The organism is uncultured Nocardioides sp. (assembly GCF_902805925.1).
Classification (GTDB): Bacteria; Actinomycetota; Actinomycetes; order Propionibacteriales; family Nocardioidaceae; genus Nocardioides.
In genome coordinates, this window is record NZ_CADCUP010000020.1 from 1 (window position 1) to 12,402 (window position 12,402).

Annotated in this window: 13 protein-coding genes; 3 read left to right on the forward strand and 10 right to left on the reverse strand. The window is 71.7% G+C overall.

Annotation, left to right across the window (positions count from 1 at the left end):
• From QZX64_RS01165 to QZX64_RS01190, 6 genes are all read right to left on the reverse strand, one after another.
• On the reverse strand, positions 1-742 hold a 742-nt coding region (locus QZX64_RS01165; protein ID WP_295656275.1), incomplete at its 3' end, for a rod shape-determining protein.
• A 226-nt stretch (positions 743-968) separates the two neighbouring features.
• Positions 969-1,388 carry a nucleoside-diphosphate kinase gene (gene ndk, locus QZX64_RS01170; protein ID WP_295656277.1) on the reverse strand — a complete coding sequence of 140 codons (420 nt, stop codon included), beginning with the start codon at positions 1,386-1,388 and terminating at the stop codon, positions 969-971.
• A gap of 34 nt (positions 1,389-1,422) precedes the next feature.
• A complete protein-coding gene (locus QZX64_RS01175; RefSeq protein WP_295656278.1) occupies positions 1,423-1,848 on the reverse strand; it encodes a DUF4233 domain-containing protein in 426 nt (141 codons plus the stop codon).
• The gene (locus QZX64_RS01180) at positions 1,845-3,218 is read right to left on the reverse strand and encodes a folylpolyglutamate synthase/dihydrofolate synthase family protein (RefSeq protein ID WP_295656280.1); all 1,374 of its coding nucleotides are present in this window, start codon (positions 3,216-3,218) and stop codon (positions 1,845-1,847) included. The genes QZX64_RS01175 and QZX64_RS01180 overlap by 4 nt, the downstream gene beginning before the upstream one ends.
• A gap of 13 nt (positions 3,219-3,231) precedes the next feature.
• A complete protein-coding gene (locus QZX64_RS01185; RefSeq protein ID WP_295656282.1) occupies positions 3,232-3,618 on the reverse strand; it encodes a carboxymuconolactone decarboxylase family protein in 387 nt (128 codons plus the stop codon).
• Positions 3,615-4,550, reverse strand: a complete 936-nt coding sequence (locus QZX64_RS01190; RefSeq protein ID WP_295656284.1) for a GNAT family N-acetyltransferase — start codon at positions 4,548-4,550, stop codon at positions 3,615-3,617. Before QZX64_RS01190 ends, QZX64_RS01185 begins: the two co-directional genes overlap by 4 nt.
• An 85-nt stretch (positions 4,551-4,635) precedes the next feature.
• On the opposite strand from QZX64_RS01190, the gene valS reads away from it, so the two are divergent.
• Positions 4,636-7,257 (forward strand): valine--tRNA ligase, encoded by a 2,622-nt coding sequence (gene valS, locus QZX64_RS01195; RefSeq protein WP_295656285.1) that lies wholly within the window; start codon positions 4,636-4,638, stop codon positions 7,255-7,257.
• A 10-nt stretch (positions 7,258-7,267) separates the two neighbouring features.
• On the opposite strand, the gene QZX64_RS01200 is transcribed toward valS, so the two are convergent.
• From QZX64_RS01200 to QZX64_RS01215, 4 genes are all read right to left on the reverse strand, one after another.
• Complete coding sequence (locus QZX64_RS01200; RefSeq protein ID WP_295656286.1) at positions 7,268-8,107, reverse strand: hypothetical protein; 840 nt, start codon at positions 8,105-8,107, stop codon at positions 7,268-7,270.
• Positions 8,108-8,380: 273 nt separating this feature from the next.
• Positions 8,381-9,664 (reverse strand): ATP-dependent Clp protease ATP-binding subunit ClpX, encoded by a 1,284-nt coding sequence (clpX, locus tag QZX64_RS01205; protein WP_295656287.1) that lies wholly within the window; start codon positions 9,662-9,664, stop codon positions 8,381-8,383.
• 135 nt (positions 9,665-9,799) lie between these two features.
• On the reverse strand, positions 9,800-10,408 hold the full coding sequence (locus QZX64_RS01210) for an ATP-dependent Clp protease proteolytic subunit (RefSeq protein ID WP_295656288.1): 609 nt from the start codon (positions 10,406-10,408) through the stop codon (positions 9,800-9,802).
• A 1-nt stretch (position 10,409) separates the two neighbouring features.
• Entirely contained in the window at positions 10,410-11,066 is a 657-nt protein-coding gene (locus QZX64_RS01215) for an ATP-dependent Clp protease proteolytic subunit (RefSeq protein ID WP_295656289.1), read from the reverse strand.
• 112 nt (positions 11,067-11,178) lie between these two features.
• Between QZX64_RS01215 and QZX64_RS01220 the strand changes: the two genes are divergently transcribed.
• Together QZX64_RS01220 and QZX64_RS01225 are read left to right on the forward strand one after the other, a co-directional pair.
• Positions 11,179-12,015, forward strand: a complete 837-nt coding sequence (locus QZX64_RS01220; RefSeq protein ID WP_295656291.1) for an aldo/keto reductase — start codon at positions 11,179-11,181, stop codon at positions 12,013-12,015.
• A 55-nt stretch (positions 12,016-12,070) separates the two neighbouring features.
• A partial coding sequence (locus tag QZX64_RS01225; protein ID WP_295656293.1) for a molybdopterin-dependent oxidoreductase occupies positions 12,071-12,402 on the forward strand: 332 nt, incomplete at its 3' end.

Sequence of the window (12,402 nt, forward strand, 5' to 3'; positions counted from 1 at the left end):
GCTCGGCGCTCGACACGACGACGGTGCGGGGCAGGCCCGAGACCATGTCGCGGCCGCGGATCTCCGCCTCCGGCTCGCTCGGCAGCGGGAAGGCGGAGCCGAGGGTCATCTTCATCTCCTCGGCGGTGCGCTCCCCCAGCATCAGGGAGTACTCCTTCTTCATCCACGCGATGACGGCCTGGTCGATGTCGTCGCCGGCGGTGCGCACCGAGAGGCTCGTGACGATGCCGCCGAGGGAGATCACCGCGACCTCGGTGGTGCCGCCACCCACGTCGACCACCATGTTGCCGGTGGCCTCGTGCACGGGCAGCCCGGCGCCGATCGCCGCGGCCATCGGCTCCTCGACGATGTAGACCCGGCGGGCGCCGGCCTGGTAGCCGGCCTCCTTCACCGCGCGCTGCTCCACCGCGGTGATCCCGCTGGGCACGCAGATGACCATGCGGGGCTTGGCGAAGTAGCGGCGCCGGTGCACCTGCTGGATGAAGTAGCGCAGCATCTGCTCGGTGGCGTCGAAGTCGGCGATGACGCCGTCCTTGAGCGGGCGGATGGCGGTGATGTTGTCGGGGGTGCGACCGATCATCCGCTTGGCCTCGTGGCCCACGGCGAGCACCTCGCCGGTGTTCTCGTTGATGGCCACCACACTGGGCTCGTCGAGCACGACGCCCCTGCCCCGGACGTAGACGAGGGTGTTGGCGGTCCCGAGGTCCACGGCCATGTCGCGGCCGATGAAGCTGTTCGCCATGCGCTGCTGCCTCGCTGGTCGGGCCCCGGTGGTGAGCCGCCGGAGGTCGATGGGGTAGACGGGACGCATGTGAGTGCTGCGACCCGCGCTCAGCGTAGGGAGCCGCGGCCCCGGTTTCGGGGCAGACACGCCCCGCCCGGACCCGCGCCGGGGTAGTTAGGTGCGAAATGGTCGATCGGAGGACGCGACGACAGCCGTTTCGCGCCTGACTACCCCCGGGTGACGCTCAGGCAGAGGGGAACCAGATCCCGATCTCCCGCTCGGCGGACTCCGGGGAGTCGGAGCCGTGGACCAGGTTCTGCTGCACCTTCTCGCCCCAGTCGCGGCCGAGGTCGCCGCGGATCGTGCCGGGGGCGGCGACCGTGGGGTCGGTGGCCCCGGCGAGGGCGCGGAAGCCCTCGATGCACCGCTCGCCCTCGACCACCAGGGCCACGACGGGGCCCGAGAGCATGAACTCGACCAGCGGCTCGTAGAACGGCTTGCCCTCGTGCTCGGCGTAGTGCTCGGCCAGCAGGTCGGGGGTCGCCGCGCGCAGCTCGAGGGCCGCGAGGCGGTAGCCCTTCGCCTCGATCCGACGGACCACCTCGCCGGTGAGGCCGCGGCGGACGCCGTCCGGCTTGACGAGGACGAGGGTGCGCTGAGTCATGCGGCGGAGCCTAGGCCATCGCCGCCCGCCCGGATCAGCGAGGCTCGTCGCGGCTGGCCGCGAAGGCGGCGTACGCCGCGGCCCGCTCCCGCTCGATCTTGCGGCCCAGCAGGTCGGCGGTGCCCCAGAGGAGGGCGAAGAGGGCACCGAGGAAGAACATCAACGGGACGGCGAAGCCGAGCGCGACCGCCCCCAGCTGCACCACCCAGCCGAGGGCGTAGGCCCACGGCGCCCGCAGCATGCCGGCGAGCAGCAGGCACACGACCGCGAGGCCCAGACCGATCAGGAGCGCGTTGGTGACCGACACGTCGGCGATCGTGATGAGCACCGGCGTGGTGAGCCCCAGGGTGATCCCCTCCAGGCACAGCACGGCGGCGCACATGCCGCGGCGCGGCGAGCGCTCGGTGTTGGCGGGGACGTCGGCCGGGACCGGCTGCGGCGCGCCCGCGGCGTCGCTCATCGTCGCTGCCCCCCGCTCGTGCGGGTCAGCATCGTCCGCGCCTCCCCGACGGTGACCACGGACCCGGTGACGAGCACGGCACCGGAGCCGAGCGCGTCACCGAAGGCCTCGCCGGCCTCCGCCAGGGCGGTCGCCGCGTCGATGGCTGCGGCCAGGTCGGGGACCACGCTGACCCGGTCGTCGCCGAAGACCGCGCGGGCCGCCCGGCCGAGCTCGGCGGCCGGCAGGGCGCGGGAGGTGGAGTTCTGCGTGCACACCAGGTGCGCGAGGTGCGGCTCGAAGGCGCCGAGCAGGCCCTCGTGGTCCTTGTCGCCCATCACGCCCATGACGCCGATGAGCGGGTCGAAGGTGAAGGAGTCCTCGAGCGCGGCCGCGGTGGCCTCGGCGCCGTGCGGGTTGTGCGCCGCGTCCAGCACGATCGTGGGGCTGCGCCTGACCACCTCGAGGCGGCCGGGCGAGGTCACCTCGGCGAACGCCGCCCTGACGATGTCCTCGTCGAGGGGGGCCTCCCCCGCGAACGCCTCCACGGCCGCCAGCGCGACGGCGGCGTTCTGCGCCTGGTGGGCGCCGTACAGCGGGAGGAAGACGTCGTCGTACGTCGCCCGGAGCCCGCGCAGCGAGAGCAGCTGACCGCCCACGGCGGGCACCCGCGACTCGACGCCGAACTCCGCGCCCTCCCGGGCCATGGTGGCCCCGACCTCGAGGGCCCGGCGCACCAGCACCTCGGCGACCTCGGGCAGCTGCTGGGCCACGACGACGATGGAGCCGGGCTTGATGATCCCGGCCTTCTCCTCAGCGATGGCCGCCGGGGTGTCGCCGAGGTACGACGCGTGGTCGACGCCGATGGGCAGGACGACGGCGACGTCGCCGTCGGCCACGTTGGTGGCGTCCCAGGTGCCGCCCATGCCGACCTCCACGACCGCCACGTCGACCGGCGCGTCGGCGAAGGCGGCGAACGCCATCCCGACGATGGTCTCGAAGAACGACAGCGGGTGCGGCTGGTCGGCGTCGACGAGGTGGGTGAACGGCGCCACGTCGTTGAAGGCGCGCACGAACGCCTCGTCGTCGAGGGGCTCGCCGTCGATGCCGATGCGCTCGCTCATCCGCTCGACGTGGGGGCTGGTGAAGCGCCCGGTGCGCAGGTCGAGCCCGCGCAGCAGCGTGTCGATCATCCGGGAGGTCGAGGTCTTGCCGTTGGTGCCGGTCAGGTGCACCACGCGGAAGGCTCGCTGCGGGTCGCCGAGCAGCTCGGTGAACGCCGCGATGCGGTCGAGCGACGGCTCGAGTCGGGTCTCGGGCCAGCGGGAGAGCAGGGCGTCCTCGACCTCGGCGTAGGTCTGGGACAGGCGCGGTGCGGAGGGATCGCTCATGTTGCTCCCGAGTCTAGGCGTCGGGCAGCTGGGCCTTGAACTCCCGGAACGCCGCCAGGGCTCGCGGCGCGTACACCGTGCCGGGGCCGCCGTTCATCATGATCACCACGCCGAGGGTCTCGGCCACCTCCGCGTCGGTGGCGCCCGCCCTCGCCGCCCCCCGGGCGTGGGAGGCGATGCAGCCGTCGCACTGCTTGGTCACCGAGACGGCGAGCGCGAGCAGCTCCTTGGCCTTGGCGTCCAGCGCGCCGGGGGTCATCGCCGCCGCCGACATCGCCACGAAGCCGGCGTACACGTCGGGGATGAGCCGCCGCAGGTCGCGCGAGGGCGCCTTGAGCCCCTCGAGGACCTCGCTCCCGTAGGAGCTGCCGTGCGAGTGGTCGTGCTCGGGCTCGGTCATGCGGCGCCTCCGGCGGACGAGGGACGAGCGGATCGGTGGTGGACGAGCAGGTTGGCCATGTCGACGACCGGACGGTAGCCCAGGGCCTGGTAGATCCCGTTCGAGGTCGGGTTCGCCTGGTCGGTGAACAGGCACGGGACGCTGCCGCCGTCGAGGATCTCCTGCGAGACCTGCGCGACCGCCGCGCTGGCGTAGCCGCGCCCGCGGTGCTCCGGCGGGGTGTAGACCGGCCCCACCCGCGCCGCGCCGTACGACGGCGGGTTCGCGCCGGTCAGGTGCACCCGCTCCCCCGCCTCGTCCTCCCAGAGCCAGATCCGGCCGAGCTCGATGCGGCGCAGGATCCCCTCGAGCGTCTCGACCGGCTCGTGGGTGCTGCCGGGCTCGCGGCCGGCCTGCACGTCGGCGGCGTGCGCGAAGTCGAGGAACCACGCGAGCGCCAGCCCGGCGTCCTGCGGCGTGGCGAGGCGCAGCGACCCGGCGACCGGCCGTGGCGGGACCAGCCGGTCGAGCCGGAACAGTCGCGTGTGGATCGCCACCTCCGCCCGGCCACCGGTCAGGCGGGCCGACTCCTCGGCCAGCAGCCGGGTGCCGGGCAGCGCGCCGTTGACCCCGCCGAGCACCTCGCCGCGCTCGTGCAGGACCCGGGCCAGCTCGACGGCCGCCTCGTCGGGCACCGGGAGCAGGAACGGCGGGTGCGGCACGAACGGGGCGGTGCGCATGCCGGCGCCCACCACCTCGCCGGCGTCGTCGGTGACGACCAGCCACCAGCGCGGGTGGTCGACCTCTGGCTCGTAGAGGCCGTCCTCGATCTCGACAGCCAGCCGCTCGGAGTACGTCGCCACGACGGTGTTGATCACCGGGTCCCGGCGCAGGTGCGCGTCGGCACGGGCGAGGAACGCGCGGGGGTCGTCGAAGAACGTCAGCTCCACCATGCCGGGACGCTAGTCGGCGAACCGCGGCGCAGCGAGGCGAATACTGCGTTAGGGGCCGGGCACCGTCGCCCATAAACTCACCCCCATGACCCAGACCCAGAGCCCCGACCTGTCCCCGACGACGCCGCCCGGACCCTCGGTCCGCAGCGACGTCGTCGTACCGGACAAGCCGGCCCTGGAGGGCCTGGAGGAGAAGTGGTCGGCGCGGTGGAAGGCCGACGACACCTACGCCTTCGACCGCACGCAGCCGCGCGAGAACGTCTACTCCATCGACACCCCACCGCCCACGGTGAGCGGCAGCCTGCACGTCGGGCACGTCTTCTCCTACACCCACCCCGACCTGATCGCGCGCTACCAGCGGATGCGGGGCAAGAGCGTCTTCTACCCCATGGGCTGGGACGACAACGGCCTGCCCACCGAGCGCCGCGTGCAGAACTACTACGGCGTCCGGTGCGACCCGACCCTGCCGTACGACGCGGACTTCACGCCCCCGGGGAAGCCCGACCCCAAGAAGCAGGTGCCGATCAGCCGGCCCAACTTCGTCGAGCTGTGCGAGCAGCTGGTGCTCGAGGACGAGAAGGTCTTCGAGTCGCTGTGGCGCCGCCTCGGCCTCTCGGTCGACTGGTCCCAGCACTACACCACCATCGGTCCGAAGAGCCGGGCCGTCAGCCAGCGCGCTTTCCTGCGCAACTTCGCCCGCGGCGAGGCCTACCTGCAGGAGGCGCCCACGCTGTGGGACGTCACCTTCCAGTCGGCGGTGGCCCAGGCCGAGCTCGAGGCTCGGGAGTACCCCGGCGCCTACCACCGGGTGGCCTTCCACCGCCCGGGCGGCGACCCTGTGTACATCGAGACGACGCGCCCCGAGCTCATCCCCGCCGTCGTCGCGCTGATCGCGCACCCCGACGACGAGCGCTACCAGCCGCTCTTCGGGACGACCGTGACGTCGCCGGTCTTCGGCGTGGAGGTCCCGGTCGTCGCCCATCCCCTGGCGGAGCCCGACAAGGGCGCCGGCATCGCGATGTGCTGCACCTTCGGCGACCTGACCGACGTCACCTGGTGGCGCGAGCTGCAGCTGCCGGTGCGCACCGTGATCGGCCGCGACGGCCGCCTGCACCGCGAGACGCCCGAGTGGCTGACCGGCGCCACCGCGGCCGCCGGCTGGGCCGACCTCGCCGGCAAGACGACGTTCAGCGCCCGCGAGGCGATGGTCGAGAAGCTGCGGGCCTCCGGGGACCTGGACGGCGAGCCGACCCCGACCCAGCGGATGGCCAACTTCTACGAGAAGGGCGACAAGCCCCTCGAGATCGTCGCGACCCGCCAGTGGTACATCACCAACGGCGGCCGCGACGCCGACGTCCGGCAGGACATGCTCGACCGCGGCAGCGAGATCACCTGGGTGCCGACCCACATGAGGCACCGCTACGACAACTGGGTCGGTGGCCTCAACGGCGACTGGCTCATCTCGCGCCAGCGGTTCTTCGGCGTGCCGTTCCCGGTCTGGTACCCCCTCGACGACGCCGGTGAGCCCGACTACGAGCACCCGCTGCTCCCGCGCGAGGAGCAGCTGCCCGTCGACCCCTCCACCGACGCTCCGCAGGGGTACGACGAGGCGCAGCGCGGCAGGCCGGGCGGCTTCCTCGGCGACCCCGACATCATGGACACCTGGGCGACGTCGTCGCTCACGCCCCACATCGCCGGCGGCTGGACCACCGACGAGGACCTCTTCGCCCGCGTCTTCCCGATGGACCTGTGCACCCAGGCCCACGACATCATCCGCACCTGGCTGTTCTCGCGGGTCGTCCGCTCCCACTTCGAGCAGCACGCCGCGCCCTGGACCCACGCCCTCATCTCGGGCTTCATCCTCGACCCCGACCGCAAGAAGATGTCGAAGTCCAAGGGCAACGTGGTCGTCCCCACCGACATCCTGGAGAGGTTCGGCGCCGACGCCGTGCGCTGGCGCGCCGCCCTGGCCCGTCCGGGGATGGACTCGCCCTTCGACGAGACGCAGATGAAGGTCGGCCGCCGGCTGGCGATGAAGGTCCTCAACGCCAGCAAGTACGTCCTCGGCGTCGGGGCCACCGCGCGGGATGCCTTCGCGGTGAGCGAGCCCATCGACTATGCCCTGCTGGCGCGGCTCGCCACGGTCGTGACCCGGGCGACCGACGCCTTCGACGCCTACGACTACACCACGGCGCTGGAGGTCAGCGAGAAGTTCTTCTGGGAGTTCTGCGACGACTACCTCGAGCTGGTCAAGGAGCGTGCGTACGCCGAGGAGGGACCCGAGACCGCCTCGGCCAAGGCCACCCTGGCGATCGCGCTGCACACCCAGCTGCGGCTGCTCGCACCGTTCCTGCCGTACGTCACCGAGGAGGTCTGGTCGTGGTGGCAGGAGGGGTCGATCCACACCCAGCCGTGGCCCGCGGTCTCCGACCTCGGTGCCGCCGCGGCCGCGGACGCCGGCCTCGTCGACGCCGTCGCGACCGCGCTCACCGGCATCCGCGGGGCGAAGTCGCAGGCCAAGGTGTCGATGCGCGCCGAGCTGTCACGCGTGGAGATCTCGGGACCCGAGGCCCTGGTGCGGGCCGCCGAGCGCGCCGAGTCCGACCTGCGTCGTGCCGGCAAGGTGAGCGGCGACCTGGTCTTCACCGTCGACGAGCAGGCCGGCGGGCTGTCGGTTGCCGCGGAGCTGGCACCGAACCCAGCCTGAGTCAGGGGGCTCAGGGGAGCCCGACGCCGTCGTCCCCGTCGACGCCGTCGTGGCCCTGGCCGACGCCCCCGTCGTCGTCCTCGTCATCGTGCTGGTCGTCGTGCTGGTCGCCGAGCGGGTCATCGAACAGGTCGGGGAGCGACGGGATGGTCGGCAGGAGGTCGTCGGCCACCTTCTCCGCAGCCTTCTCCGCGGCCTTCTCCGCGGCCTCGGCGGCCTTCTCGGCGTCCTTGGCCGCCCGGTCGGCGGCGTGCTCGGCGTCGTGGTGGGCGCGGTCCGCGGTCCGGGCGCTCCTGTCGGACGCCTTCTGGGCTGCCCGGTCGGCGCCCCGCCCATGCCGGGCGGCAAGGTCCCTGACCGACCTCTCGGCGTCCTTGACGGCCCTCTCGTCGGTCCGACCGGGCTTGGTCGTCGGGACGTCGACGGCCGGAACGGTGACGACCGGTGGGGTGCTGACCGGCGGGACGGTCGTGACCGTCACCTCGGGATCGCCGGTGGTGCCGTCGGGGCTGACGGCGGGAGGCGGCGTCGGGGTCCTGGAGGGGTGGCCGGTGCGGCCGTGGTCGGGCCCCTCCGGCTCGTCCTGCGGCGCCGGCTCGGTGACGACGGGCGCGGTGGTCACCTCGTGGTCGACGGGTGCGGCCGGCACGTCGGGTGCCTGGGCAGCGGCCGGGGCCGTCGCCGGCTCCTGCACCTCCACCTCGTGCCCCGGTGCGGCCGGCGCAGCGGCGACGACCGTGCGCAGGACCCCGCCCAGGGCGTCCGAGCGGAGGGCATGACCGAGGAACAGGCCGCAGATGACGGCCACGACGACGAACGCGTACAACGGACGCTTGTGATCGACACTCATGCGCGAACTCCTCCCGAGGTTCGCTGTCCATTGTCCGGCTGGGCCACCCGGTGCTCGAGGGTCCTGAGGCCAAATGACCCGTGCTCCCGGCCGAAATGACTACATGTGACTAGGAGGCCCGACCGATCGGACAGGCCGATCGGACAGGCCGTCTAGACAGGGCCGACCAGAGGGCCGACTAGACAGGGCCGATCACACCGGGCCGACCGCACTGGACCGACCGACGGGCCGACCACGAGGACCGACGGTCTCCCGACGGGCTGCCCGCTGCTGCTAGGCGGACTTCTTCTTCTTGGCCTCGGACTCGCGCGGCACCAGGGTCGGGGCGACGTCGTCCTCGACGACCTCGCGGGTCACCACCACCTTCGCGACGTCGGCACGCGAGGGGACGTCGTACATCACGCCGAGCAGCACCTCCTCGATGATCGCGCGGAGGCCGCGCGCACCGGTGCCGCGCTCGAGGGCCTTGTCGGCGATCGAGGCGATGGCGTCGTCGGTGAACTCCAGCTCGACGCCGTCCATGTCGAAGAGGCGCTGGTACTGCTTGACGAGGGCGTTGCGCGGCTCGGTGAGGATCTGCACGAGCGCCTGGGTGTCGAGCTTGCTGACGCTCGCGATGAGCGGGAGGCGACCGATGAACTCGGGGATGAGGCCGAACTTGGTGAGGTCCTCGGGGCGCACCTGCGCCATCAGGTCCTCGGCCTCGCGCTCGGCCTGGCCGCGGACCTCGGCGGTGAAGCCGAGGGACTTCTTGCCCACCCGCTGCTCGACGATGTGCTCGAGGCCGGCGAACGCGCCACCCACGATGAACAGGATGTTCGTGGTGTCGATCTGGATGAACTCCTGGTGCGGGTGCTTGCGGCCACCCTGCGGCGGCACGGAGGCGGTGGTGCCCTCGAGCATCTTCAGCAGCGCCTGCTGCACGCCCTCCCCGGAGACGTCACGGGTGATCGAGGGGTTCTCCGCCTTGCGGGCCACCTTGTCGATCTCGTCGATGTAGATGATGCCCGTCTCGGCCTTCTTGACGTCGTAGTCGGCGGCCTGGATCAGCTTGAGGAGGATGTTCTCGACGTCCTCGCCGACGTAGCCGGCCTCGGTGAGGGCGGTGGCGTCGGCGATGGCGAACGGGACGTTCAGCATCCGCGCGAGCGTCTGGGCGAGGTAGGTCTTGCCGCACCCGGTGGGACCGATCACCAGGATGTTGGACTTCGACACCTCCACGGTGTCGTCCTTGGTGTGCTTGCCGCCGGCGAGGCTCAGGCCGGCCTGCACGCGCTTGTAGTGGTTGTAGACGGCCACCGCCAGGGACTTCTTCGCGTGCTCCTGGCCGATGACGTAGGCGTTGAGGAACTCGAAGATCTCCTTGGGCTTGGGCAGCTCCTCGAGACCGAGCTCGGAGCCCTCGGCGAGCTCCTCCTCGATGATCTCGTTGCACAGCTCGATGCACTCGTCGCAGATGTAGACGTTGGGGCCGGCGATGAGCTTCTTGACCTGCTTCTGGCTCTTCCCGCAGAAGTTGCACTTCAGCAGGTCGCCGCCGTCACCGATTCGAGCCACGGGCGATCATTCCTCCGGTCCGGCCGGGAAGGACCCCGGCGTTCGTGCTGCAAACTCCTAGACGGTACCCCGTGCCGGCCCCGGCGCGGGGCCGGACACGGGGTCTGCGGTGCGTCCTCTCGTGCGGGCGGCGGCTCAGACGAGCGCCGCGACGCCCGAGCGTGGCTCCAGCACGGCGTCGATCAGGCCGTAGTCGACGGCCTGCTCGGCGGTGAGGATCTTGTCGCGCTCGATGTCTCGGCTGACCTGGTCGATCTCCTTGCCGCTGTGGTCGGCGATCATCTTCTCCAGCAGCTCGCGCATCCGGAGGATCTCGTTGGCCTGGATCTCGATGTCGGAGGTCTGGCCGAACGTGCCCTCGGTGTAGGGCTGGTGGATCAGGATCCGGCTGTTGGGCAGCGCCAGGCGCTTGCCGGGGGTGCCGGCGGCCAGCAGGATCGCGGCCGCGGAGGCCGCCTGGCCCAGGCAGACCGTCTGCACGTCGGGCTTGATGAAGCGCATCGTGTCGTAGATCGCCGTCAGCGCGGTGAACGAGCCGCCGGGGCTGTTGATGTAGATGCTGATGTCCTGGTCGGGGTTCATCGTCTCCAGGCACAGCAGCTGCGCCATGACCGCGTTGGCCACGTCGTCGGAGATCGGGGAGCCGAGGAAGATGATGCGCTCCTCGAAGAGCTTGGCGTAGGGGTCGATGCGGCGGAAGCCGTACGACGTGCGCTCCTCCCACTGCGGGATGTAGTAGTTCATGTCAGTCCTTCTCGGCTGCGGGGTCGGCGTCGGAGTTGCGGGCCGGACGGCCCTGGTCGGCGGCCTCGCGGGCGCTGGTGATCACCTTGTCGACCAGGCCGTACTCGAGGGCCTGGTCGGCGGTGAACCAGCGGTCCCGGTCGGCGTCGGCGATGACCTGGTCGAGGCCCTGGCCGGTGTGCTGGGCGATCAGCTCGAGCAGCACCTTCTTGATGTGGATCGACTGCTGCGCCTGGATCTTGATGTCGGAGGCCGAGCCGCCCATGCCGGAGGAGGGCTGGTGCATCATGATCCGCGCGTGCGGGAGGGCGTAGCGCTTGCCCTTGGTGCCGGCGCAGAGCAGGAACTGGCCCATCGAGGCCGCCAGGCCCATGCCCACGGTGGCGACGTCGTTGGGGATGTAGTTCATGGTGTCGTAGATCGCCATGCCGGCGTCCACCGAGCCGCCGGGCGAGTTGATGTGCAGGAAGATGTCGGCCTCGGGGTCCTCGGCCGACAGCAGCAGCAGCTGGGCGCAGATGGCGTTCGCGTTCTGCTCGCGGACCTCGGAGCCGAGGAACACGATCCGCTCGCGCAGCAGCCGCTGGTAGATGTGGTCGTCGAGGCCGTACGACGACGAGGCGCCGTTCATCTCGGGAGCGATGGAGTTCTGGTTCACGTCGCCGACCCTAGCCCGTGGTCCGGACACTTCCACACGCTGTGTGCCTGTGTTCGCCGACAGCGCACAATGCGGACAGGGGCGCTCGGCGCCCACCACTACCGTGGTGAGCATGGTGATCCCGACCCACGCGCTCAGCGACGGCCATCCCCTGCCCGCCATCGGCTTCGGGACCTACCCGCTCCGGGGCGAGGACGGCACCGCGGCCATCACCTCGGCGATCGAGCTGGGCTACCGCCTCCTCGACACCGCGGTGAACTACGAGAACGAGCGCGAGGTGGGCGAGGCGATCCGCCGGTCCGGCGTGCCCCGCGAGGAGCTGGTCGTCTGCAGCAAGATCCCCGGTCGCCACCACGGCTACGACGACGCGGTCCGCTCCACCCACGCGTCGCTCGAGCGGCTCGGGCTCGACCACCTCGACCTGCACCTGATCCACTGGCCCAACCCCGGCCGGGGGCTGTACGCCGAGGCGTGGCGTGCCCTGGTGGACCTCCGCGAGCAGGGGCTGGTGCGCAGCATCGGCGTCTCGAACTTCACCGGCGACCACCTCGCCCGCATCGTCGAGGAGACCGGGGTGACGCCGGTGGTCAACCAGGTCGAGCTGCACCCCTACTTCCCGCAGGAGGAGATGCGTGCGGTGCACGCCGGGCTCGGGGTGCTGACCGAGTCGTGGAGCCCGCTGGGCAAGCGGCAGGCCCCCTTCACCGAGCCGCCGGTCGCCGCCGCGGCGCGCGCCCACGGCGTGCAGCCGGGCCAGGTGATCCTGCGCTGGCAGGTCCAGCTGGGCGCCGTGCCCATCCCCAAGTCGGCGACGCCCGAGCGCCAGCGCGAGAACCTCGACGTCTTCGGCTTCCGGCTCACCGACGAGGAGATGGCGGCCATCACCGCGCTGGGCCGGCCCGACGGGCGGCTCTTCGGCGGCGACCCGGAGACCCACGAGGAGATGTAGCGGGTCGGGCGCCGGTGAGGTCGTGGCCGTGCGCCGGATGGGGGATGCTGGGCGCATGAGCGACCCACTCGACACGCTGCGGGCGTCGTCCCGCCTGGCCGACCCCGACGAGGGCATCACGATCGACGAGCTGCGGCTCGCCTCCCGCAACCACGCGCTGCCGATGGAGCTCCTGCGCCACGACGTCACGCCGTCGGGCTCGCACTACGTGCTGACGCACTACGACATCCCCGAGGTCGACCCGCTGGGCTGGCAGCTCGACATCGACGGGGCGGTAGAGCGCCCCCTGACCCTGGACCTGGAGTCGCTGAAGGCACTGCCCAGCGAGACGGTGCGGGTGACGATGGAGTGCGCGGGCAACGGCCGCACCGCGCTCAGCCCGCGGCC